General features: G+C 62.4%; 27 protein-coding genes. 11 read left to right on the forward strand and 16 right to left on the reverse strand.

What is annotated here, in order from left to right:
* The first annotated feature begins 23 nt into the window (after positions 1–23).
* Both GV829_RS07960 and GV829_RS07965 read left to right on the forward strand, forming a co-directional pair.
* On the forward strand, positions 24–1,139 hold the full coding sequence (locus GV829_RS07960; protein ID WP_169945608.1) for an OmpA family protein: 1,116 nt from the start codon (positions 24–26) through the stop codon (positions 1,137–1,139).
* 193 nt (positions 1,140–1,332) lie between these two features.
* Positions 1,333–1,611, forward strand: coding sequence for a DUF3892 domain-containing protein (locus GV829_RS07965; protein WP_169945610.1), 279 nt, complete (start codon positions 1,333–1,335; stop codon positions 1,609–1,611).
* Between the two features lie 198 nt (positions 1,612–1,809).
* Here the strand turns inward: GV829_RS07965 and GV829_RS07970 are convergent, their stop codons facing one another.
* From GV829_RS07970 to GV829_RS07995, 6 genes are all read right to left on the reverse strand, one after another.
* Positions 1,810–2,391 carry a carboxymuconolactone decarboxylase family protein gene (locus tag GV829_RS07970; RefSeq protein ID WP_169945612.1) on the reverse strand — a complete coding sequence of 194 codons (582 nt, stop codon included), beginning with the start codon at positions 2,389–2,391 and terminating at the stop codon, positions 1,810–1,812.
* A gap of 15 nt (positions 2,392–2,406) precedes the next feature.
* Positions 2,407–3,588, reverse strand: coding sequence for an acetyl-CoA C-acyltransferase (locus GV829_RS07975; RefSeq protein ID WP_169945614.1), 1,182 nt, complete (start codon positions 3,586–3,588; stop codon positions 2,407–2,409).
* A 109-nt stretch (positions 3,589–3,697) separates the two neighbouring features.
* Positions 3,698–4,156: a MaoC family dehydratase gene (locus GV829_RS07980; protein ID WP_169945616.1), complete on the reverse strand. Its 459-nt coding sequence runs from the start codon at positions 4,154–4,156 to the stop codon at positions 3,698–3,700.
* Between the two features lie 169 nt (positions 4,157–4,325).
* A complete protein-coding gene (locus GV829_RS07985) occupies positions 4,326–5,543 on the reverse strand; it encodes a mechanosensitive ion channel family protein (protein ID WP_169945618.1) in 1,218 nt (405 codons plus the stop codon).
* 158 nt (positions 5,544–5,701) lie between these two features.
* A complete protein-coding gene (locus tag GV829_RS07990; RefSeq protein ID WP_169945621.1) occupies positions 5,702–7,156 on the reverse strand; it encodes a putative O-glycosylation ligase, exosortase A system-associated in 1,455 nt (484 codons plus the stop codon).
* A 6-nt stretch (positions 7,157–7,162) separates the two neighbouring features.
* A complete protein-coding gene (locus GV829_RS07995) occupies positions 7,163–7,312 on the reverse strand; it encodes a hypothetical protein (protein ID WP_169945623.1) in 150 nt (49 codons plus the stop codon).
* A 67-nt stretch (positions 7,313–7,379) separates the two neighbouring features.
* Between GV829_RS07995 and GV829_RS08000 the strand changes: the two genes are divergently transcribed.
* Together GV829_RS08000 and GV829_RS08005 are read left to right on the forward strand one after the other, a co-directional pair.
* Positions 7,380–8,639: a TIGR04063 family PEP-CTERM/XrtA system glycosyltransferase gene (locus tag GV829_RS08000; protein WP_169945625.1), complete on the forward strand. Its 1,260-nt coding sequence runs from the start codon at positions 7,380–7,382 to the stop codon at positions 8,637–8,639.
* On the forward strand, positions 8,636–9,955 hold the full coding sequence (locus GV829_RS08005) for a hypothetical protein (protein WP_169945627.1): 1,320 nt from the start codon (positions 8,636–8,638) through the stop codon (positions 9,953–9,955). The genes GV829_RS08000 and GV829_RS08005 overlap by 4 nt, the downstream gene beginning before the upstream one ends.
* Before the next feature lie 18 nt (positions 9,956–9,973).
* Here GV829_RS08005 and GV829_RS08010 read toward each other — a convergent pair whose 3' ends face one another.
* Positions 9,974–10,318 (reverse strand): hypothetical protein, encoded by a 345-nt coding sequence (locus tag GV829_RS08010; protein WP_169945629.1) that lies wholly within the window; start codon positions 10,316–10,318, stop codon positions 9,974–9,976.
* Between the two features lie 342 nt (positions 10,319–10,660).
* On the opposite strand from GV829_RS08010, the gene GV829_RS08015 reads away from it, so the two are divergent.
* Entirely contained in the window at positions 10,661–11,338 is a 678-nt protein-coding gene (locus tag GV829_RS08015) for a S24 family peptidase (RefSeq protein ID WP_169945631.1), read from the forward strand.
* A 12-nt stretch (positions 11,339–11,350) separates the two neighbouring features.
* Here GV829_RS08015 and GV829_RS08020 read toward each other — a convergent pair whose 3' ends face one another.
* The 6 genes from GV829_RS08020 to GV829_RS08045 all read right to left on the reverse strand — a co-directional run bounded on the left by GV829_RS08020 (position 11,351) and on the right by GV829_RS08045 (position 15,659).
* The gene (locus GV829_RS08020) at positions 11,351–12,100 is read right to left on the reverse strand and encodes a S1 family peptidase (protein ID WP_169945633.1); all 750 of its coding nucleotides are present in this window, start codon (positions 12,098–12,100) and stop codon (positions 11,351–11,353) included.
* Between the two features lie 83 nt (positions 12,101–12,183).
* Positions 12,184–12,606 carry a DUF350 domain-containing protein gene (locus tag GV829_RS08025; RefSeq protein ID WP_169945635.1) on the reverse strand — a complete coding sequence of 141 codons (423 nt, stop codon included), beginning with the start codon at positions 12,604–12,606 and terminating at the stop codon, positions 12,184–12,186.
* A gap of 163 nt (positions 12,607–12,769) precedes the next feature.
* The gene (locus tag GV829_RS14315; protein ID WP_246202778.1) at positions 12,770–13,867 is read right to left on the reverse strand and encodes a glycine zipper 2TM domain-containing protein; all 1,098 of its coding nucleotides are present in this window, start codon (positions 13,865–13,867) and stop codon (positions 12,770–12,772) included.
* Between the two features lie 152 nt (positions 13,868–14,019).
* Complete coding sequence (locus GV829_RS08035; RefSeq protein WP_169945637.1) at positions 14,020–14,511, reverse strand: GAF domain-containing protein; 492 nt, start codon at positions 14,509–14,511, stop codon at positions 14,020–14,022.
* A 41-nt stretch (positions 14,512–14,552) separates the two neighbouring features.
* A complete protein-coding gene (gene arfB, locus GV829_RS08040; RefSeq protein WP_169945639.1) occupies positions 14,553–14,978 on the reverse strand; it encodes an alternative ribosome rescue aminoacyl-tRNA hydrolase ArfB in 426 nt (141 codons plus the stop codon).
* A gap of 6 nt (positions 14,979–14,984) precedes the next feature.
* On the reverse strand, positions 14,985–15,659 hold the full coding sequence (locus GV829_RS08045; protein WP_169945641.1) for an RluA family pseudouridine synthase: 675 nt from the start codon (positions 15,657–15,659) through the stop codon (positions 14,985–14,987).
* A gap of 145 nt (positions 15,660–15,804) precedes the next feature.
* On the opposite strand from GV829_RS08045, the gene GV829_RS08050 reads away from it, so the two are divergent.
* Positions 15,805–16,965: a tetratricopeptide repeat protein gene (locus tag GV829_RS08050; RefSeq protein WP_169945642.1), complete on the forward strand. Its 1,161-nt coding sequence runs from the start codon at positions 15,805–15,807 to the stop codon at positions 16,963–16,965.
* A 175-nt stretch (positions 16,966–17,140) separates the two neighbouring features.
* Positions 17,141–17,392, forward strand: a complete 252-nt coding sequence (locus GV829_RS08055; RefSeq protein WP_169945644.1) for a hypothetical protein — start codon at positions 17,141–17,143, stop codon at positions 17,390–17,392.
* A 407-nt stretch (positions 17,393–17,799) separates the two neighbouring features.
* On the opposite strand, the gene GV829_RS08060 is transcribed toward GV829_RS08055, so the two are convergent.
* The gene (locus GV829_RS08060) at positions 17,800–18,495 is read right to left on the reverse strand and encodes a pirin family protein (protein WP_169945645.1); all 696 of its coding nucleotides are present in this window, start codon (positions 18,493–18,495) and stop codon (positions 17,800–17,802) included.
* Between the two features lie 132 nt (positions 18,496–18,627).
* On the opposite strand from GV829_RS08060, the gene GV829_RS08065 reads away from it, so the two are divergent.
* Positions 18,628–19,563 carry a LysR family transcriptional regulator gene (locus tag GV829_RS08065; protein ID WP_169948113.1) on the forward strand — a complete coding sequence of 312 codons (936 nt, stop codon included), beginning with the start codon at positions 18,628–18,630 and terminating at the stop codon, positions 19,561–19,563.
* A gap of 197 nt (positions 19,564–19,760) precedes the next feature.
* Positions 19,761–20,468 carry a response regulator transcription factor CtrA gene (gene ctrA / locus GV829_RS08070; RefSeq protein WP_169945646.1) on the forward strand — a complete coding sequence of 236 codons (708 nt, stop codon included), beginning with the start codon at positions 19,761–19,763 and terminating at the stop codon, positions 20,466–20,468.
* Positions 20,469–20,661: 193 nt separating this feature from the next.
* On the opposite strand, the gene GV829_RS08075 is transcribed toward ctrA, so the two are convergent.
* On the reverse strand, positions 20,662–21,102 hold the full coding sequence (locus tag GV829_RS08075; protein WP_169945647.1) for a hypothetical protein: 441 nt from the start codon (positions 21,100–21,102) through the stop codon (positions 20,662–20,664).
* A gap of 175 nt (positions 21,103–21,277) precedes the next feature.
* Between GV829_RS08075 and GV829_RS08080 the strand changes: the two genes are divergently transcribed.
* Together GV829_RS08080 and GV829_RS08085 are read left to right on the forward strand one after the other, a co-directional pair.
* The gene (locus tag GV829_RS08080; protein WP_169945648.1) at positions 21,278–21,490 is read left to right on the forward strand and encodes a flagellar biosynthesis anti-sigma factor FlgM; all 213 of its coding nucleotides are present in this window, start codon (positions 21,278–21,280) and stop codon (positions 21,488–21,490) included.
* A gap of 163 nt (positions 21,491–21,653) precedes the next feature.
* Positions 21,654–22,403, forward strand: a complete 750-nt coding sequence (locus GV829_RS08085; protein ID WP_169945650.1) for a sigma-70 family RNA polymerase sigma factor — start codon at positions 21,654–21,656, stop codon at positions 22,401–22,403.
* Between the two features lie 27 nt (positions 22,404–22,430).
* On the opposite strand, the gene GV829_RS08090 is transcribed toward GV829_RS08085, so the two are convergent.
* Entirely contained in the window at positions 22,431–23,033 is a 603-nt protein-coding gene (locus GV829_RS08090; RefSeq protein WP_169945652.1) for a DedA family protein, read from the reverse strand.
* Positions 23,034–23,071: the final 38 nt, after the last annotated feature.

Below are 23,071 nucleotides of genomic sequence, written 5' to 3' on the forward strand. Positions count from 1 at the left end.
TTCATTTGAGAAGGGGATTACCAATGAGGAAGCTTGCCGTAGCTATGGCACTCGCTTCTACCGCCTTGGCTTCGCCCGCGCTGGCGCGCGACGATGCCTGGTACGTGGGAGTTGAAGGCGGCGTTATGATTGTCGAAGACGTTGCTCTCGACATCGGCGCCACCGAAAATGCAGGTCAGATCAACCACGACATCGGTTATGATTTTGGCGGCGTCGTTGGCTATGATTTTGGCGGTTTCCGCGCTGAAGTCGAAGTCAGCTACCGCTCGGCCGATGCCGATTCGATCGAAGTCGGCGCACCTGGCATTCCGGGACCTCGCGCTGCCTTCTTCACCGGTCTTTCGCCGAACGACGGTGAAGCATCGGCTCTGAGCTTCATGGTCAACGGCCTGTTTGACATGGGCGATGACGATGGCCTGCAGGGCTTTGTCGGTGGTGGCGTCGGCGTGGCCCGCACCAAGATCATGAATCTCTATGCCAACCCCGCCTGGTTGAACGATTCGGATACCGGGTTCGCCTGGCAGGCTCTGGCCGGTGTTCGCACGCCGTTGACCAACAACATCGACGTTGGCGTCACCTATCGCTATTTCAATGCTGACGGCGTTGATCTGGTTGATAGCCGTGGCCGCGACATCAACACGCGTCTGCGCACCCACTCGCTGCTCGGCACGCTGACCTACAACTTCGGCGAACCGGCTGCACCGCCGCCTCCGCCGCCGCCGCCGCCCCCGCCTCCCCCGCCTCCGCCTCCGCCTCCGCCTCCGCCTCCGCCGCCTCCGGCGCCGGTGTGCAACGCGGGTCCGTACATTGTCTTCTTCGACTGGGATCGGGACAATATCACGGCTGAAGCGGCTCAGACGCTGGACAACGCTGTATCGGCTTATGCCAACTGCGGTAACACGCAGGTCATGGTTGCCGGTCACGCTGACCGTTCGGGTGCTGCCACCTACAACGTCGGCCTGTCGAACCGTCGCGCCACCAACGTCGGCAACTATCTTGCTGCTCGTGGCGTCCCGGCTTCGGCAATTTCGACCCGCGCCTTCGGTGAAACGCAGAACCGCGTTCCGACCCCGGACGGCGTTCGCAACGACCAGAATCGTCGCGTCGAAATCAACTATGGTCCTGGCGCTGGCCGCTGATCGACCACAGGTTGACATGAAAGGGGGCGGTGCCGCGAGGCGCCGCCCCTCTTCTTTTGCGCTCGGCATGCGTGACCGGACAGGCCGATCCATGCGACGAACCGAGGTAATGCCGTGACTTGCATCACGCCAACTTTAGAGGCCGGAGTTTAGCCTTGCTGCATAGCCCGCGAGTCGGGTGCAGGAGGCACCAGTGAACCGGATCGATTGCGTCAACATGGTGGAAGCCGCGGCCCCCTGGGACCGGATCACTCGCTTGAGCGGGACGCATGACACCGATGGTCAGCGCTGGTCATGCACCCAGACGCAATGCATCGCCTATATCGAACAGGGTTATCAATTTTACGTCGAGCAGGTGCCCGGCCAACGCCTCTATCTGGAAGTGGCGACGACCATGTTCGGTCGCAAATATGTCCGCACAATGATCGACAAAGAGACCCCCGACCAGTTGCTGAGACTGGCGGTGGCCTGAACCGCGCGGCGGGGTGGTTCTTCCCTCCCGCCCTGTATCGCGCGACAGGAAAGAGGGCGACACGGTTGCATGTCCGTGTCGCCCTTTTGCCCTACCCAACCGGCCCAGGCAGCGAACAAGGCGCTATGCGGCCCATGCACTTCTCTGAGCGATCGATCAGAGCGAAAGAGCGGCCAGACCAATGATCTCGCGCAGACCTCAACCGCGCAAGTCAGGGTCCACGGAGCCTTCTTCCAACTGGACGCCAAAGCTGTTCAGCATCATCGATACCTGGGTATATTGGCCGACAGTATAGACCAGATCCATCCGGCCCTGATCGCCCAGTTCCGCGAGGGCGGCCCATGTCGCGTCGCTGATGTGATGACTGTTTACCAGCTCGTCGGTGGCGCGGAGCATGGCGCTTTCGAGCGGGGTCCAGCCGGCCGCGTCAGCGCCTGCCTTGATCCGCTCAATTTCCCCGGCTGTCAGGCCGCTGTCGAGGCCAATGCGGTGGTGCTGCATCCACTCATAGCCTGACTTGCACAGGTAACCGGTACGCAGGATGACCAGTTCCCGCTCACGTGGCGGCAGGCTGTTGCGGCGTGAAAGTATGTGGCCGCCCCAGACAAGGAAGGCCGTGGCTGCGTCGGGAGTCTGTGCCAGCGTGCGGAAGATGTTGAGCACCTGTCCGCCACCGACCTTGCCGCCGCCGGTCTCCAGCAGAGGGGTCAGCGCATCAAGCTGGGCGGTATCGAGCCGGTCGAGATCGACCGGCTCGATGCGAGGGCTGTCGAGGCGCATCGCCTGCCGCCTTCGTCAGAAGACTTCGAACAGGCCGGCGGCACCCTGACCACCGCCGATGCACATGGTCACGACAGCATATTTGGCGCCGCGGCGCTTGCCTTCGATCAGAGCGTGGCCGGTGCAGCGGGCACCAGTCATGCCGAAGGGGTGGCCGATCGAGATCGAGCCGCCGTTGACGTTGAGCAGTTCGTCGGGAATGCCCAGCTTGTCGCGGCAGTAGAGCACCTGCACGGCAAAGGCTTCGTTGAGTTCCCAAAGGCCGATATCGTCCATCTTGAGGTTGAAGCGCTCAAGCAGCTTGGGGATGGCGAAGACCGGGCCGATACCCATTTCGTCAGGTTCGGTGCCAGCGACGGCCATTCCGACATAGCGGCCAAGCGGGGTCAGGCCCCGTTTTTCGGCGACCTTGGCTTCCATCACCACACAGGCCGACGAACCGTCGGACAGCTGGCTGGCGTTGCCGGCGGTGATGGTGTGGCCTTCACCCATCACCGGCTTGAGGCTGGCGAGCCCTTCGAGGGTAGTGTCAGGGCGGTTGCAATCGTCCTTGCTGGCGGTGACATCCTGATAGGAGACTTCCTTGGTCTCCTTGTTGACCACGGCCATGGTGGTTTGGCAGGCGATGATCTCATCGTCGAACTTGCCAGCCGCCTGGGCCGCGGCGGTGCGCTGTTGCGATTGGAGCGAATATTCGTCCTGATATTCCCGGCTGATGTTATAGCGCTTCGCTACGACTTCGGCCGTGCCGATCATCGGCATGTAGATGTGCGGGTGCATTTCGAGCAGCTCGCGGTCAGGCTCCATGAAGGTCTTGCCGCTGCCGACTACCTTGGAAATGCTTTCGACGCCGCCAGCGACGCAGATGTCCATATTGTCGACGATGATCTGCTTGGCTGCGGTGGCGATGGTCATCAGGCCCGACGAGCACTGGCGGTCAATCGTCATGGCGGGAACGCTGACCGGCAGGCCGGCGCGCAGCGCGGCGAGGCGGGCGACGTTGCCGCCGGTCGAACCCTGCTGCACGGCGGTGCCCATGATCACATCGTCGATCTCGGCACCGGCTAGGCCAGCGCGCTCGACAGCGGCGCGGATCGAGAAGGCACCGAGCGTGGCGCCGGTGGTGTTGTTGAACGCGCCGCGTGCCGCCTTGGTCAGCGGCGTGCGGGCAGTGGAAACGATGACAGCATCACGCATGGGACAACTCCGGATAATGCCCGGCCCGGAACATGCCGGGCGGAGGGAAGAGGGTGAAAGGGGCCGGGCGCTTATCGACAGCCGGCCCGGTCAATCCCGGGGAGGGAAATCACAGGAAGAACTGGGTGATCCATTCGGCGAGCAGGGCGGGCTTTTCCTCGCCTTCGATCTCGACTGACATCTCGATCGTTTGCTGCCACTGGCCGGGCCGCTTTTCTTCAAGCTCGAGCAGCTTGAAGTGGCCGCGCACGCGCTTGCCCGAGCGGACCGGGGCGAGGAAGCGCACCTTGTTGCCGCCATAGTTGACGCCCATCTTGACGCCGTCGATGCGCGGCACATCGGACTTGGCCATCAGCACTGGCAGCAAGGACAGGGTGAGGAAGCCGTGGGCGATGGTGCCACCGAACGGGGTCAGCTTGGCCTTTTCGGCGTCAATGTGGATGAACTGATGGTCGCCGGTGGCATCGGCGAATTTATTGATCGTTTCCTGATCGACCAGATACCATTCCGACGAGCCTATGGTCTGGCCAACCATTTCCTTCATCTGCTGCGGGGTAATTCCTGCCATCTCCACTCTCCCTGACATTGCGCCCAGACAGGCCGTCTGGCGCCGCTATGCCGGGCCACCCACTGTCCGACAAGACAATTCGGTTGGCCCGTTTGCCCACGATCATAGCGGGTTCGGGAGGCTTTTCAAATCGCGGGTTTGCTCCCAGCACGCCGTAGCGGCACATGGTTCAAGCGGCGGAAGGACGATCGGTTTCGACCGCAAAAGGCATGACGAGACTGCCATCGGGTGCGGCAGTATAGCTGACCTGAGTCGGGTAGGCGAAACGAATCCCCTCCCTTGTCAATCGTTCGACAATGTCGAGGATGATGGCGGTTCGCCGGTCGAACGCTTCCCCATATGTTTCCGCAGTATCGTCATAATGAAGCTCGCCGTCGATCGATGACGCTGCAAAGGCTACCAGCCCGCATTGGGCAACCTGAGCGCCGTTGCGTTCGACTATTTCGCGGATCAGCGGAACAATGCGCTGCAGGCGGTCCGGTGGGGTTTCATAGGTTACGCTGAACAGCAATTTGAACCTTCGCCGCGGGACGGTGGCGAAATTGTGCAGCTCCTTGTTGAGCAAGTTGGTGTTGGAGACGACCACCTCCTCACCGCTCAACGCGCGCATTCTGGTTGATTTCAGGCCGATCCGTTCAACAGTCATCGTCTTGCCGTCAAAGCCGACGGTTTCGCCCTGACGAAAGGGCCGGTCAAAGATGATCGACAGTGCGGCGAACAGATCTTCGAATATGCCCTTGGCAGCCAGACCGATGGCAATGCCGCCAATGCCCAAGCCGGCGACAAGGCCGGTGACATTGACCCCGACATTGTCGAGCACAACGATCGCCGCAATGAAGAAGACGGCGACCGACACCAGAACATTGATCAGCGAAAGGGCATTGCCGAGCGTTTCCGAAGCACCTTGCTGTGCACGTTGGCGCACAATGCTCATCACCACTTCCCGTGCCCAAATGGCGACCTGAAGGGCAATGGCGACAAGGAACAGCAGCCGGACCAATTCAGACACAATCTGCGGTGGATTGGCATAGCCAACGACCAGCCGGAGCGCGACCATGACGAGGAAGAAGTGGCTGGTACGCGCCAGAACGCGCAGTGTCGTCGCGCCCACACCGTCAGCATTGGCATGGCGAGCGGCCAGACGCCTTATGGTGCGGCGGACAAAGCGCAGGACCAGATATACCAATGCGCCGGCAATGGCGGCCAAGGCTATGTCGCCGCTGTGCGCGACCAGCCAGCGCCAGAGATAGTCGGCGGCATCCTGCACCTGGGTGAAGGCGCCGGGGCTCTCTACAATGGCTTCGGTCGTCGTTGGCCGGGCCGGTGGCGGACCTGAAGCCGCCGGGGCTGCTGGCACTACTGGCGTTGAAACAGAAGGGGCTGTCATGGGTGGGCCTGTCAATCCGTCCGTCGGGGCGCCAGAAGCCGGATTGCAGTCACCACTGGCGGGACGGCAACCGGTTCAGACGCTGTGCGCCCCGACTTTAGGGGTGGCCGCTTGGCAAATCCAGTGCGTGGGCACGCGGCGGGATGGCACAGGGCCGATCAGCGCGGCTGCGGGGCCCAGCCTGTTGCCGATGCATGGCCGTGCTCAATCGCCACAGGCACCACGCCGACACCATCCGGCCCTGCCGGCGCATTGCCGAGCTGAACCGCGAGTGGCCGCCAGCGTGCTTCCTGTTCGCGCCGCTTGACATAGGTGTGGAACCCGATTTGCAGCGATATGATCATCCAGATGAATGGCTGGAAGGCGATGCCGACGAACATGGCACCCATCAGATAGACGAGGTGCCCACCCTGCAATGCCGTCGCCAATGGACGGATCCAAGCATGGTCCGGATCGGTGGATGCCTTGTAACGCCGCCGCAGGCTCTCCATCCGTATGAAGCAGGCAATGTGGAGATAGAGCCACAGCGCCAGGCCCGGGAAGCCCTGTTCACCCAACATCTCGAAATAGCTGTTGTGGAATGCGCGGGCCTTGTCGGTGTAGGGCACTTCTTCACGCGTGATCTGTCCGCCACTGTTTTTGACAATGACCTTGGTCACTTGCAGCTCATTCTGGCGATAGACATCGAAACCGCCGCCGAGCGGATGATCGAGGGCATAATCCCAGGTCCATTTCCACACCGCGACACGGGTCGATGCGGATTCATCCGCCTGGTGATTGGTGATCGTACTCATCCGTTCGGCAAAGGCGGAGGGGACGAGGGGCAGGGCGATGATGCCCAGCGCGACCACCCCGGTCAGGTAGCGCATCTTGTACTTGCTGTCGCGCAGGCCGAAAATGAACAGAAAGGCAGCGCAGACAAGGCCGGTGCGCGCCTGGGTTCCCACCGGGATCAACAGGCAGGCGAACACCAGACAGATGGCAAAGCCCCACACCAGCTTGTGATGCAGATTGTCAGCGCGGGCGTTGAAGATGGTGCCGTGGCGGGCCAGCCAGAGGATCAGCGGGATGATGGAAATGGCCACAGTCGAAAAGATTGACCCTTCAAAAAGGCCGCTGTTGTCGTCAAGCAGCAGTTGCAGCGAGCCATAGCCTGATCCGCCAGTCGCCGTTTTCAGTCCCCCGGTTATGGCCAGCGCCGAGGCGCTGAGCACCATGGTCAGCGCCATGGCTTCCAGCCGCAAGCGTGTGCGCAGCACCAGCGGCAGGAACATTGACCACAGCATCGCTTTCCACACCCAGGACCATTTGTCCTGCGCTTCGACCGGGAAATCGGCGTAAATGGTGGAAATGCCGCAATAGAGCAGCAGGATGCCGAGGACGATCTGCAAATGATCGCCACGCATCCCCTTTTTGCTGTCCCCCACCAGCCAGCCAATGATGGCCAGCCCGAACATGATCAGCGACAGCGGTACCTGGTTGAGCAGGAAAAAGCTCAGCCGCTGGGGCGCGACAATATCGACATAGCAATAAACGAGGATGAACAGGAACGGCCGCTTGATCGCCAGAAACAGGCTGGCGAAGAGAAAAGCGACAAAGAAAAGGTCACGCATCGGCGGTTACCCCTCGTCGCTCTGGCGCGCGAAACCGCGGGCGCGGTGGGCCATGCCGGGTTCTGCCTCGTCATCCAGATCGTCACGGCTGCGCAGCCGCCAAAAGGCCAGCAGCAACAGGCTGTGCGACAGGAGCAGGGAGAACATATCTATCATGCTGGGACCGCCCATAACCACTCGGGGTTGACGGGGACTTAATCTTTCCGTGCCATTAGCCACATTCATGACCCGTGTACTCCACATCCTCGACCACAGTCTGCCGGCGCAGAGCGGCTACACATTTCGCACCCGGGCCATCATGAAGGCCCAACAGGCGATGGGGTGGGAGGTTGCCGGCGTTACCAGCCTGCGTCACCCATTGCCCGGTCCTGATGAGCATGTGGTCGATGGCCTGACCTTTTTCCGCACACCCGGCGTCGCCAACGGCCGCTCTCCCTGGCGCGAATTGGGGGAGGTCCGTGCTCTGGCGGAACGGATCGGTGAACTGGCCGAAAGCTGGAAGCCGGACATACTCCATGCCCATTCTCCCGTATTGACTGCCCTGGCGGCCGACCGGGTGGCCAAGCGGCTGTCCATCCCGCTGCTCTATGAGATTCGCGCTTTCTGGGAAGATGCGGCGGTCGGCAACGGAACCGGCACCGAAGGTAGTCTGAAATACCGGTTGACCCGGATGCTTGAAACCCGGGCGGTGCGCCGCGCGGATGCGGTCGCGGTCATCTGTGAAGGGCTGCGGGCCGATCTGGTCCGGCGCGGCATTGATCCGGCCAAGATCATGGTCTCTCCCAATGGGGTTGACCTTGAGCTGTTTGGCACGCCGCCGGCCCGTGATGGCGCCCTGGCCGGCGATCTGGGTCTCGACGAGGCCGATGTGATCGGCTTCATCGGCAGTTTTTACGATTATGAGGGGCTGGACGACCTGATAGAGGCCATGCCTCGGCTCGTCGCCCTATCTCCCAAGGTGCATCTGCTCCTGGTTGGTGGCGGGCCGATGGAGGCACAGTGGCGGGCGATGGCCCATGCCTCGCCAGTGGCGGAACGAATCCATTTCGTCGGCCGCGTGCCCCATCAGGAGGTCGAGCGCTATTACAGCCTGATCGACATCCTGGCCTATCCGCGCAAGGCAATGCGACTCACCGAACTGGTGACGCCGCTCAAGCCGCTTGAAGCCATGGCGCAGCGGCGACTGGTGGCGGCTTCGGACATCGGCGGACACCGGGAATTGATCCAGCATGGAGTCACCGGTACATTGTTCCCGCCCGATGATCCGGCTGGTCTGGCCAAATCACTGGCGGATTTGCTGGCAGACAGGGCCGGATGGGAAGAACGGCGCACTGTCGCCCGCCGCTATGTCGAGGAACAGCGTAACTGGTTCTCAAACATTCGTCATTACGAACCGGTTTACCAGCGATTGCTGTCCGGTTCAGGCTATGATGCCTATCGGGTCCAGGACAGGCAGCGCACGTCACAGGTGAAGACAGCATGAAGTCGTCAGAGACGAACAGGGATCATCAGCGTTACGGGCAGGCCGACAGGTCTGGCCGTCCGGCGCGTGCCACCAGCGGATCGGCGTTGCGCCTCCCCTTTGGTGTGGCGGGGGTTGCCGCCCTTTGCGGTCTGGCGTTGGGCCTGTTTGGCCTGTTCATGCCTCGCGCATGGCTGGAAACCATCGCCTTCCAGATGTATCTTGACCGAATTACCAGCGCCGCCCTGCCGCCGTTGGGGACGACCGCACAGATCATGGCGGCGGCCGCATTTGCCCTTGGTGGTGCCCTTTTCGGCTGGCTGATTGCTCGTCTGTTCGGCGTGCAGCCCAGCAGCTTGTCATTCGATTCGCTGATTAACCGCTTGCGCGGCGTCGGTGCCGGTGACGAGGCTGATGCCCCGTCCCTGCGCGCGGCGGACAGGCACCCCGATGCCCCCGCCCGCCGGCCGTTCTCGGCCGCACGCGACATTGCCCGTCCCGATGATGCGATGGACGACGATGATGACGCGCTGTTGCTCGACACACAATTTGCCTCAGAGCATGATGCGCCGCCGCCGCCACCGCTGGGTGCGACCAGCGGCACGTCATTCGATGATCATTGGCGCCAGGCCAACAATGTGCCGCAGTCCCCGGAGATGCCGCAATCGTCGGGCCTGGTTGACGAGGATTGGTCGGTCACCCTGCCCGCACCGTCGCTTGACGACTGGGAGAGGCAGCCTGCCCAGCAACCGGCCCCGGCTCCTGTCGCGGCCTTTCCTCCGGTCGCGCCTGTCGCTCAGCCGGCTATCACCCCCCGCCCGCCTTTGGTGAATGCTGGTCCGGTCGTTGATCCTTTTGCCCCGCCGTCGCCGGTGGCCGCGGTGCAAAGCCCCGCTTTGCCCCCTGCAATGGCCGCGCCGCCAATAGCCTCACCCGCGCCCACGCCCACACCTGTTCCGATCGCAGACGTTCCGGCTTCACCAGTTCGCGCCAGCCTGCCGCCGGTCGAGCCGCTTGATCTTTCGGCAGCCCGGCTTGATGATCTTCTTGCCCGGCTGGAAACTGGTCTTGGGCGTCGCCAAGGTCTGGCGCCGACCGCGCCCCCGGCGGCCGCGGTAGCGGGATTGGATGTGGCAGCTTCGACCAATGCTGCGGAGCGGGTTGATCCGGTGCAGCCCTTTGCGCCACAGGTCGCCCATGCTGTTCCGAGCCAATCCTTCGCGACATCCCGGCCGGCGCCGCGTGACGAGCCCCAGGATCCAGCCTATCCCCAAGATCCGGCGCTGGCCGCCGCGCTCAGGACGTTGCGCCGGATGAACCAGCAAGCCACCGCCTGAGTCAGGGCAGGGGCGCCGTCAATCGGCGGTCACCGTCAATATTTCGATCGTCAGCGGTAGCCATGACTGTCCGCTGTCATCACTTTGGCGCGGCCGGATGGCCAATGTACAATCGGCCACAATTTCCCCCCGCAAGGAGAATTCATGGTCGGGCAGCGCCGCCAGTGTCGCCGGCATCGGCGCGTCACGGCTTGGCAATGGCAGGCGGAAATCGATGCTGTGCCGCGCCCCGGCAAAGGTCGCGCTGGCCCACTCGCGTTCCCGGCAGCTTCCCGGTTGTGCGCCTGGCCCCAACAGGTCGGCCAATTGCCTGAGCAGGCGCATGGCCGTGCCATTGTTGCGTTCTGTCGACTGTGTGCTCATTCCCTTGTGGCTCCTGAGGTTTCGGCGCGAACAGGATCAGGTCCCCGACTGCGCACAATGTTCATGAAATGTTCCGCACGACATCGCACCCGGAGGCCCGGTTCACGGCCCTGCCGCAGGTCAAAGACAAAGCGGGGGTCGCCCATGGCACGACGCCCGAAGGTGGTGGCCGCCATACCGTTTTCGCGCAGGAAGCGCTCAACAGTCATGATCAGTGGTCGGTCTATGCCCACGGATGGTTCCTCCTTTTACGACAAGCACAGGGCGAGTCGCCCGTCTGCTTACTGACTGCTCGTTGATTTCCTACTTGTCTAGGAAAAATCCTATTGCTATTGATCCGCCATGGAGCAATCGCTTTCACCCGATGATCCGCGTGCGGTTCTGGACCGGCTGGTCAGTGACCGTGGGGAGGATTATGCGCGCCTTTCCCGGCTGATTGGCCGCAACCCCGCTTATATCCAGCAGTTCATCAAGCGGGGCTCGCCACGGCGCCTGTCCGAGAGTGATCGCGCGACGCTGGCCGCCTATTTCCGGATTGATGAGGTTCTGCTCGGAGGACCTCAGCGAGCATCCGGACCCGCCGGTGGCGCCGGACAGGTGCTGGTGGCGGTACCCCATCTCGATGTTGGCGCATCGGCCGGACCAGGGTCTGTCGCCGAGGATGAACGCGCGTCGGCACTTTTTGGCTTTGATCCCCGATGGTTGCGCAAAGTGTCGGCACAACCACAACAATTGGCGATTATCCGCGTCGAAGGGGATTCAATGGTGCCAACCCTTTCGCATGGCGACGACATCATGGTCGATCCGTCAGACGCGGCGGAACGTTTGCGGGACGGTATCTATGTCCTGCGCCGTGATGGCGTCTTGATGGTCAAACGTATTGCTTGCCCGGTGGCACAGCGCACTGGCCGGGTGAGCATCATCAGCGATAATGGTGCCTATCCGCGCGAAGATGGTGTGGCGGTGGAGGGGCTGACGATTGTTGGGCGGGTCGTGTGGGCAGGGCGGCGCATCAGTTGAGCCGGCTCTGGTTCATTCAACGTCGCAATAGACTTCGCGGATCACGCCGCTCTGCAAATAGCGGGTAAAGCGATCAAGCGCGTGTTGCGCGTTCCTGATGCTGACAGGTGTCATGCGGCGCGGTGCGACCCGGCCAGCGGCAATGATGGATGTCAGCGCATCTGGTGCAACAGTGAGGATGCGGCCACGACGCGGAGTCGAGGCCGAAATGACTCCGACTACCTCACCATTGGCGGATACAACGGGTCCGCCGCTGGCACCGCCCAGCTCTCCGTCAAATTCGGGCATCCGTCGTCCTTCGGCCCAGACCAGTTGCGATTCATTGTGATTCTGGTGCCGGATTACCGTCGAACCAAGATATTGGGATGTGATGACTGCCGGTTCACCTTCGGGAAACCCCATGTGATAGGCAATAGTGCCGGGTCCGGGTTCTGCCGTGCTTACCGGCAATGCGTCGGGCGCGTTCAGGGCGCCGGACAACAGTGTCACATCATCGCGCAAGCTCTGTGTAACTCGACGAACGGGGCGGACATCGCCGTCTTGAATCAGGCCAACGCGCAGGCACCGCCTCGTCACATGGGCCGCCGTCAACCAGATCCCGCTGGTGTCGATGGCAAAGCCGGTTCCCATGCGACTGCCCTCAGGCTCGCTGTCGTCAATGACAAAGGTCTCGTTCAGTTGTGGCGTGCGTTGCGGCATCGGCCTGCGGTCCGATCGCAATTCGGCGCGCTGCTGGACGTCAACATTGATGCTGACGCTCACCTGGAAAGCATCACGAAGGATCAGGGCCAGGACAAAAAGTGTCAGTGCCCCCCCGATCAGAATGGCGGAGTATCCGCGCATGATCAGCCCGCAATGGCTGCGGTGACAAGGAAGGAACTGCCCAGACGGATCATCAGCAAATAAATGGCTGCAGCGATGTCATTGTTCTGCAATCGGGTCGGCATGTCGCCAAGCACCCGGTTGAGCATCAGGAATGTGAGGAACTGGACGCCGAGGATCGGTATGCTCCAGATGATGATGTCCCACAGGCTGACAGAGCCGGCGAGGCAAAAGGCCAGCGGCAGGGCAAGGCCCATGGCAACCCCGCCTGACGATATGGCCGTGGCGATATTGCCTTCGCGAATGAGCTTCAGCTCATTGTGCGGCGTCACCCAGTAATAGAGTGACATGGTCAGCAGCCAGAGGATCAGCGTCACAACGAAATGCAACAGCAGGACAGGAAATCCCGCGATCAATGTCTGTAAGACGATGAGACCGTTATCCATGGCACCAAGCTGCCGCAGCGGCACGCAGGTCTCAAGCGAATTCTATCAACAAATGACCGTAAATAGTTCCATTTTGGCAGTTTTCCCGCGATCGACGAAAAACGGTCTGAATCAGCGGAACTTTTGGCCTTAATGCCGGTTTTACCCGGTCACACCTTCCGGCCTAGCGGCAGACACAACGGGCCGCTGGCCGGGGTGCGGGGGCCCGCCGTGCGGCGCGACGCGCCGGAGTCGCACGACGAACGGCCGGGCGAGAAGCGGGTACCGCGACCGTTTCATACCAGGTCTCGGTTTCCTCGATGATGATCGGGGCGCTGTAAGTCACACCAATCGGCTGCACATAGGCCACGCCGCTCTCCGCATAGGCAGTTGCCGGAGCGGTCGCATAGCCACCGGCCGCATAGTCGGTCGCCGCGCCATAGCCTCCGGTTTCCGATGCCCATGTATCACACAGGCGGGATTCGGTCGCGGCGTTGCGGGCGCCGGTGACGCACAATTCGGCCAATTCCTCCGATGTGTAAACGCGGTCAGATCCCGGCAACACCCATCCGCGGGTGATGCCGTCGGCTGCGGTCGAACGGTAACGGACCGGAGTGCCACGATAACCGGCAACCGGGTAGGTCCCTACCGGATAGCCATAAGCGACCGGCGCCGAACGATATTCAACAGAACGTGACCGCAACCATTCATCACAGGCCCGCCGGTCTTCGTTGCGGTCAATTACCGCGCCGGCAATGGCACCGGCACCTGCGCCCAGCAGGGTGCCTGCCGTGCGGTTCCCGCGACCAGCCACACGATTGCCGACGACGCCGCCAACCACGCCGCCGATGGCCGCGCCGCCCAGGCCGTTGTCGGGTCGGCACAGACGGGCCATGTCGGCATCGCTGTAGCGGCGCACGGTGTTGCTGCGGCGTGCTGTGGTGCGGCTGCGATTGCTGCTGCGTTCGCGCACCCGGGTCGGGGCGGGGACGTCGTACCCTGCGCCGCGATTGTCATAGGTTCCTTCGTAGCGACCTTCGTAGGCACGCGGATCACCGTCGATCCAGCGGCCATTCCATTCGCCCTGCCAGCGGCCGCGATAATCATATTCGGTTGGCACGCGGTCATCACCGCTGACATAGACGACCTCATCCTGCGGCAGATCGCTGTTGATGATCGTTACCCGTCGCTCGACGCGGCTCTCGCCATAGTGATTCGCCATCGCGGCATCAGCGTGCCAAGCAGCAAATCCAGCAATTCCAACGAGCAACAGGGTGCGCATGTTCAACACTCCGGGCTGATTAATCAGCCGCAAATGACTATGGTTGACGTACTGTTAGCATTTCCGCCGCAGACACGCCTACTGGCAGAATGGTGCCCTTGTCCTGAATTGGGGCGGAAATTAACTGTCGGTTCGGATCGATAGTGTCGGAATCAGCGCCGTTCGGCCAGTCGCGCGCCAATCCGGGCCATCATGGCTTCGGCACCCAGCGCGTCATCAGGGGTGAAACGGCCGGGGCTTGGGCTGTCGAGATCAAGCACGCCGATGAGCCTGCCGTCACACAGGATGGGCACCACCAGTTCGGACCGGCTGGCCGCGTCACAGGCTATATGGCCGGGAAAGGCATGCACATCCTCTACCAGCTGGGTCGAACGTGTCCGTGCGGCCGCGCCGCACACGCCGCGATCGAGGCTGATTCGGATACAAGCCGATTTGCCCTGGAACGGCCCCAGCACCAACTCGGTCCCGTCAAAGCGGTAAAATCCCGCCCAGTTCAGATCAGGGATGGCCTGCCAAATCAGGGCCGCGACATTGGCCATATTGGCAATGGCATCGACCTCATCCGCCGTGATTGCGTCGGCGGCATCGGCAAGCTCCGCCCACAGGGTGGCGGGGTCGGCGGCGGTGAAGTCAAAAGCAAACATGCCGCGTCCCATAATCCGCGCTGCGCCAATTGTCGAAGGCATCAGTCAAGGATGATCCGCCCGCGACCGGCCTTGATGCCGCTGCGTGCCTTTTTGGCGTCAACCCGCCGCGCCTTGGCCGCCTTGCTCGGCTTGGTCGCCTTGCGCGCCTTGGGCACAAAGGTGGCGGCGCGGATCATCGCGAACAGGCGCTCCCGCACCTCCTGCCGGTTCATCGCCTGTGACCGGGACCCTTCTGACCGCAGGATGAGGACGCCGTCTGCCGTCATCCGCCGTCCGGCAATGGCGGCAAGGCGGTGCTTGACCGCTTCGGGCAGGTTGGGGCTGTTGCCGACGTCGAACCTCAGCTGCACCGCGCTGTCAGTGGTGTTGACATGCTGTCCGCCGGCCCCGGTCGACCGGACAAAGCTTTCCTCCAGCTCGTCGCTGTCGATGCTGATGGACCGGGTGACGGGGATGAGCGGCATGGCACGTCAATCCGCATCCGGATCGGCAAAACCCAGCGCGGCAAAGCGGGCAGGGAAGGGGGCGTGGGCATTGATCAGCGTCTTGCCCTCGCGCGCCAGGCTGAGGTCGGCGGCATGCAGCATGAGCCCGGCTTCATGCGTGGTGCCATAGATGGGGTCGCCAACGATAGCATGGCCCAGCCCCGATGCGGCATGCACCCGCAGCTGGTGCGTTCGGCCGGTTTCGGGGTGAAAGGCGATCAGCGCACGGCCAGCGGCGATGCTCATCACTTCCCACCTGGTCCGTGCGGATTTGGCGCCCTTGCTGTCCCCTGCGGCAGCAACGATGCGCCAGCCGTCTTCCTTGGTCGAAACCTTGGTCAGCGGCATGTCGATCAGCCCGCCTTCGCCCTCCGGCACGCCGTCGAGAATGGCGAGATAGCGTTTCGCCACCAGCCCCTGTTCAAAGGCGAGACTGAGGCGCTTGTGCGCTTTGGCGCTGCGGCCCAGCATCAGGCAACCCGAAGTGTCGCGGTCGAGCCTGTGCACCGGGCGGGGCCATTCGCGATAGCCAAGCATCAGCGACTGGAGATGGTTTTCGACCGACAGGCTGCCGTCGCGTGGCGCATCGACCGGCAGGCCGGCCGGTTTGTCGACGATCAGCGCCTCGCTGTCGATATGGAGGACATGATCCGCAAGCATGGCCCGCCCATAGGGCAATAGCGTCCGCTTAGCGAGAGAAGAGCGCCGCTGCAAAACAGTCCGGAACTTTACCGAAAATTTCCCCATCATGCGCTAAGGCGGGATCGACGTTCATCCCCCCCCCGCATTGGACACGCTGACGGCCATGACCAGTACCACCGCCCGCACCCTCCCTCGCAATCGCCTTTTCACCTCGGCAATGGCGCCGCTCTGCCTGCTGGCAGTGCTTGCCGGCTGCTCGCGTGAGGCGGATGATGCCCAGGCCTTTGCCCGCGGACAGGCCGCGATGGCCAAGGGCGATTATCACGTCGCCCGCGTTGAATTGATGAGTGCGGCGCGGCTCCATCCGGATGATCCGAAGGTGGCGACCGCTCTGGCGCGGACCCTGCTTGAACTGGGAGATTGGCTCGGTGCGCGCGCAGCCGTCGCAGATGCACGCCGGTTGGGTTCAACTGACCCCCAGCTTGCCGTGCTCGAAGGGGAAGCGGCGGTGCTGGCGGGCGACCAGGAAGCGCTTCGTGCGGTGTTGCCGACATTGGCCGCGACACCTGCCGACAAGGCGCGGCTGGCTGCCGCCCTTGCCATGATGGGTGATGACAAGGCCGGCGGACTGGCGGCCTATCGCGCCGCCGCTGCCAGTTTTCCCGATGATGGCCGCGTGCATATCGAAGCGGGGCTTGCCGAATTGACGGCGGGCAATGTCAATGGTGCGGCTGGTCATGCCAGCCGAGCGCTGGCCCTGTCCCCCAAATTGCCGGGCAGCCACATACTGGCTGGTCGTGTGGCCGAAGCGCAAGGACGGCGGGAGGCGGCACTGACCGCCTATGATCGCGCCGTGGCGGTCAGCCCTTCCAATGTCGCCGCCAATCTGGGTCGTGCCGCCGCCTTGGGCGATCTGCAACGATTTGACGAGATGGAGGACGTACTCGACCGCGTCGATGTGCTTCAGGCCGGCAATCCGATCGCCGCCTATATGCGGGCCAAATTGCTGGCAACGCAGAACAAGACCGGTGAGGCGCTGAGCCTGCTCAATGCGACAGGGCAAAAGCTTGAAAATCACCTGCCCGCGCTTGTGCTGTCGGCCCAGTTGGCAGATCGCGAAGGGTTCGGCTCGCTTGCGATCAGCCGTATGCGGAGGGCCGTGTTGATGGCGCCGGGCGAGTTGCACCTGTCCTACCTGCTGGCGGAAATGCTGTTCCGCAACGGCGAGCGCGATGCCGCACTTGCTGCACTCGCGCCGTTTGACAGCCTGTCCGAACAGCCGGTCGAAGTGGCACAGTTGCGCCGACAGATCAGCAGCCGCTGATCCGGCCTGCACCCGCAAGCCAAAAAGGGAGGGGGAGTGGTCCGGGCGCGGACCACTCCCCCCTTTTGTCTGAAACCCCGGGCGAACAGCCCGGCGGCGAGATCAGGCTTCCTTGCGACGGCGACGCATGCGGGCCGCAGCAACGCCCAGAAGGCCAAGACCGAACAGGCCGACCATGCCCGGACCCGGTACCGGCGTTGCGCCACCCGAGGAACCACCCGACGAACCGCCGCTGCTGGTCGACGACGTGCTGCCACCGGTCGATGTCGATGTGCTGCCACCGGTCGAGCTGGTGACGCCGCTGCTGGTGCCGCCCGACGAGGTGCTGCTCCAGCCGCCCGAGGTGCTGCTGGTCGAGCTCGAACCACCCGATGATGTGCTGGTTGATGTGGTCGCGCATGAGCCGGCGTGGCCACAGTTGCAGTAATGCTTGTGGCTGGACGAATAATTGCCCCAGCCGCTCCAGCTGCCAAAGCCACCCCAGTTGCCAAAGCTGAATGTTGCCGCTGCTGGCGCGGTCACCAGTGCCACAGCCAAAGCAGTCATACCCAGAGCGATCCTGTTTCCCTTAACCATTGTACACCCCATTTTCTGATCTGATTGGGGTAAAGCAGGATTCGTGCCAAAATGGCGATTCAAACGCTTACATGGTTAACGGATCACCGACCGTAAGAGTTTTCGACAGGACTCATGGTTAATCGCGACCGCTCCGGTGTCTACGGCAGGCGCCCGTCACGCTCCTTGACCCATATGGCACCGCGCCCGGTTAGCCGGGTTGGCCCCTTCCCTGGGTGGGGGAAGGGAAGGGGCCGGGGGGGGGGGAGACTTTATGGTTCAGAGGCTGTCGACGAGCACCAGTTCGGCATCATCAATCGCCTCTATCCGAATTTTCGGTTCGTCCTTGATGGCGATGCCATCGCGCGGCTCGGCTTCGATACCGTTGATGCGGATGCGCCCTTTGGCTGACACGAGATAGGCGTGGCGGCCGGGCGCCAGGTCATAGCTGATGGTTGCGCCTGCTGGCACGGTTGCGCCTGCTACCCGGGCATTGGCCCGGATGGGCAGGGCGCTGTCGCCGGGGATGCCGCTGGCCAGCGTGACGAACTGTCCGCTGCGGTCGGACTTGGGGAATTTGCGCTGACCCCATCCCGGCGGCCCACCGGCGGCATCGGGCAGGATCCAGATCTGGAACAGCGTCGTCGTCCCGTTTTCCAGATTCATTTCGCTGTGCTGCACGCCGGTGCCTGCGCTCATGACCTGGACGTCGCCGGCTTCGGTGCGACCGACATTGCCCATGCTGTCGCGATGAGTGATCGCGCCGGTCCGGACATAGGTGATGATTTCCATGTCGCGATGGGGGTGCGGGGGAAAGCCGCTCTGTCCGGCGATCGCATCATCATTCCACACACGCAGCGCACCCCAGCCCATGCGGGCGGGATCATGATAGCCGGCAAAGCTGAAATGATGGGCGGCATCGAGCCAGCCATGCTGCGCATGACCGAGGCTGGCAAAGGGACGATGGTCAATCATCAACACGGTCCTCTGGGCGATCGATGCGCGGGACGGCACGACAGCGGCGGATGAACGGGTTATGACATCGTCATATGCATGACAAAATAGTAATGATAGAAAGACATTGTTTCCATTTATTGGGCCTTGAAAATGCAACTTCCCGATTTCGAGGCATGGGCTCTTTTCGCCGCGGTGGCTGATCATGGCAGTTTCCGGGCTGCTGCGTCGGCGAATGCGGTGTCCGTTCCGACGGTTTCCAAGGCGATTGCCCGGCTGGAAGCGCGGCTTGGCGTCGCGCTGTTCCATCGCACATCGCGCCGTGTGGCTCTGACGGCGGCTGGACAGGCATTGGCCGATCATGCGCGGACGATTGTAGCCAGCGGCATGGCTGCCGAAGAAGCGGCGCGCAGCGACGCTGCCCAGCTGGCAGGGCAGGTGCGACTGACCGCGCCGATGAGTCTGGGCCTTGCCTGTCTGGGGGATGTCCTTGCGTCCTTCCTTGGCCAGCACCCGCGCGTGACCATCGACGTGCTACTCAACGATGCCCGCAGTGATCTGGTTGCGGAGGGGATTGACCTGGCTCTCAGGATCGGCACCCTGGATGACAGCAGTCTTCTGGCACAGGCGATTGCCCCGGTACCGATTCTGCTCGCGGCCAGTCCAGCCTATCTTGCGGAGCATGGTGTGCCGGATCATCCCCACCAGCTTTCAGCCCACCGCTTGCTGGGCTATGGACATGATCGGCGCGATGCACCTGTCCGCTTTGTCCACCGGGAGGGCGACCGCGTGTCAGTGGCACCGACCGGCCCCCTGTTTGTCAACAATGGCGAACTGATGGTGCCATTGCTGCTGGCCGGTCAGGCCATGGCCTTGCTGCCGCGGTTCATCGTGGCCCAGCCACTGGCACATGGCGCGCTCGTGCCTCTGCTTGATGAATGGACTGCACAAGCAATGACGCTTTTTCTGGTCAGCCCGCCATCGCGCCTGCGGCCGCGACGCGTGGTCGCTCTGGCGGAGCATCTGGTGACCGCACTGCGGTCCCATCCGCTGTTTGCTGTTAATTCCTCAACCGGTCCGGACATCTGAAACCGTTGCGCGGCTCATCCGATCTTTACGATTTTCTGCCAGAAAGCGTGGGTTTTCGGGCTGTCGCGCAATCATTTCCTAACGGTTAGTCAAAAATTAACCTTTTTCCTTGATAGACGATAAGGTTAATGGACTATGTGGCCATCGCCGATGCGAAGGCGACATAGGGGAATGTCACTGCCGAGGGGAACAGCCGCATGCGCGTGCTCTTGATCGAAGACGAACCGACGACGGCCAAGGCCATCGAAACGATGCTCACTGTCGAAGGTTTCAATGTCTATACAACGGACCTGGGCGAAGAGGGCTTGGACCTCGGCAAGCTCTATGACTATGACATCATTTTGCTCGACCTCAATCTGCCGGACATGCACGGCTATGACGTGCTGAAAAAGCTCCGTACCGCCAAGGTGCAGACCCCGGTACTGATCCTGTCGGGCATTTCCGAAATGGACAGCAAGGTGCGCTCGTTCGGCTTTGGCGCTGACGATTATGTCACCAAGCCGTTCCATCGCGAAGAATTGGTGGCCCGCATCCAGGCGGTTGTCCGCCGGTCCAAGGGCCACTCGCAATCGATCATCCGCACCGGCAAGCTGGCGGTCAACCTTGATGCCAAGACGGTCGAAGTCGATGGCAACCGCGTTCATCTGACCGGCAAGGAATATCAGATGCTCGAGCTGCTCTCGCTCCGCAAGGGTACGACCCTGACCAAGGAAATGTTCCTCAACCACCTTTATGGCGGCATGGACGAACCCGAACTCAAGATCATCGACGTCTTTATCTGCAAGCTGCGCAAGAAATTGAGCCTGGCCTGCGAAGGTGAAAATTACATCGAAACGGTGTGGGGCCGCGGCTATGTGCTGCGTGATCTCGACGAAAATGGTGAGGCAGTGCGCGAAGTCGCCTGACAGGACGCCATTGACGGAAACTCCAAAGGGTCGGGACGCCACGGCGTTCCGGCCCTTTTGCCTGTGCGGGTGCGCGCGACCGGACACATGCGGCTGACGCCCATCGCAGATGCGGGACAGCCTTCAGGTGCGGCCGTGCGAGGCGCAGGATCAGGATGTTTTGGAGACCCGTCAGGTCAACCGGCGGCAATGCTCAGTTTTCGGTCCAAATGCTGTTGCGCAGAACCTCATCGCGGTGCGAGCGCTGAAAGCCACTGCGCGGCGCGGCGTCCGTATTGTGTCGCAGGCGATGAAAGCCTACTTCGGCGTCGCGGGTTATGAGACCGGCGCTCGCTTTCGCCGTGGGCTGGACGGCTGTGGCATCGATCCGCTCGTCGAGGGACAGGCCAAATGTGCCCTTTCTTACCCAGCGGACCGTTGCGGCGACACAGCGGTCACCCGGCAGGTGCAGCGTGACCCTCTCACAGGGCAGCAGATCGATCTCGCCGCGAGCGCCAATCCCGTGCGGAGACAGGTTGCGCACCACGATTTTGGTGCGCTGGTGACGGTCGCTGCTGAGTTCCAGAGAGACAAGTTTCGATACCCGCGGTTCGCGCGCGGTATCATTGTCCGGGCGGGAAGGTGTCCAACTCATTTCCATGACCGGTCAGTAGCCCGATTTGGGTAAATTTTTGGTGCATGATTTGGCCGCAGGCCGTCGCGGATCGTGAACAGCAGGCCAATTTTTTGTCGTCGACACCCGCAACTTCCTGCTTGGTTGTCCGTCAATGGATGCGGAGGCCGGCCAGACCTCGAAAAAGGACCAGATAATGACAGATATTGACGCGTCGTTGACGCATGCGAACCCTTGGCCTTCGCCTGGGGCTATCGCGCTCGACCGAATTGCCCGACTGCGAGAGCGGATCAGCACCGGGCGCTATGCCGTCCAGCCGCTGCTTGTGGCTGAGGCGATTCTGGCGAAGGGTGCCCAAGCCGGCGTCAATGATTTGACGCCTGATGGGTCGGCTGCGTCAAGAGATTGACCCGCCAATCGACGATGAAACAGCCAAATATCTGACATACCAGATAAAAAACTCCGCCGCGCGACTGGCACCGGGCTTGCAATGCCAGCGGTTGGACGTGCGGCGGATCCAGAATCGCTGGCCTGCGCGTCCAACCGCTGACGTTGCAAGGAGCCGCCACTTCATGGGCAAACATTGGACCCCGTCCCCGACCTGCACCCCGCAAGCCGGTGCTGAAACGCATAGTGACACAGGCCGGTTTGCCCGGCGCATCGTCGATCATATCCCATTGGTCCGGCGCATCGCCTGGCAGTTGCATCGCCGTGCGCCGGGGGTGAATGATCTGGAGGAATTGGTCCAGACCGGCATGGTGGCTCTGGTGGAGGCCGCAAGCCATTGGCAGGATCGCGGCCACGCTTTTGCCACCTATGCCCAGACGCGGATCCGCGGCGCGATGATCGACGCCTTGCGGCGCGATGCCACGTTGTCACGGACAGCCATTGCGCGAAAGCGCCAGGTTGAGCAGGTGCGCATCCGCCTGATGGGGCAATTGCTGCGCACGCCCACCGATGCCGAAATGGCCTGTGCGCTGGGCCTCGATGCACAGGGCTGGTGCCAGCTGCAACAGGCTATTGAGCCGCTGGCCTTTGAACCGCTCGACCTGTTTGGTGATGCTCAGGCTGCGCTATTGTCAGATCCTGCCGAAGCGGCGGAGGCCGCGATGATCCGGGCCGAGGGCGCGGACCTGCTCGCCCGCGCCATTTCCGCCTTGCCCGAACGGCAGGCGTTGGTGTTGCAACTCTATTTCGTCGAGGAATTGCCGCTGGAGGATATTGGCGCTGTGCTTGGCGTCGGCGCCGCACGCGTGTGCCAGATCAAGAAGGCCGCGCTTGATGCGCTTCGGGTGGCGATGTTGGCGTCCGGAGAGGAGTGAGCGGTCGGGGCGGGACGTTCCGCCGGGTCAGGTGCGCGGCCGCCAGCGGATGACCCGCCACGCATAGGCACCGACCACAGCCACTATGGTGAGAATCGCGAGCGGCCCGACAAATTTGTCGACCTCTTCCTGGAAGCGCGTGCCGAGAAATATCCCCGCGCCGATCAACAGGATGTTCCAGATGGTCGTCCCCGCGAGCGTATAGACCAGAAAGCGCACCCTGTTCATCCGCGCCAGGCCGGCGGGCAGGGAAATCATCGTCCTCAACAGTGGCGAGAAGCGCAGGACAAAGACGATCCAGTGGCCGTGCCGCTGGAAAAAGGCGATCATGTCTTCGACGTCGTGCCAATCCAGGGTCAGCCAGCGGCCCCAGCGGTCGATGAACGGCCGGAGACGCTCATAGCCCATTTTGCGGCCCGCCATGTACCAGATATAATTGCCCAGCGTCGAGCCGAGAGACCCCGCCACGAGCAGCGGGATGAACGACATTTGTCCCGACGCGACATTGATTCCGCCCATGCCCATGATCAGTTCGGACGGAATGGGCGGAAAAATATTCTCCACGGTCATCAGGAAGAAGATGCCCCAGTAACCGCCAGCTGCAATTGTATCGAGAATCCATTGGGTCATGCGCGGTCAATGCAGGCCAGAGGTAAAGGGAACATGAG

Source organism: Sphingomonas lacunae (genome assembly GCF_012979535.1).
Classification (GTDB): domain Bacteria; phylum Pseudomonadota; class Alphaproteobacteria; order Sphingomonadales; family Sphingomonadaceae; genus Sphingopyxis; species Sphingopyxis lacunae.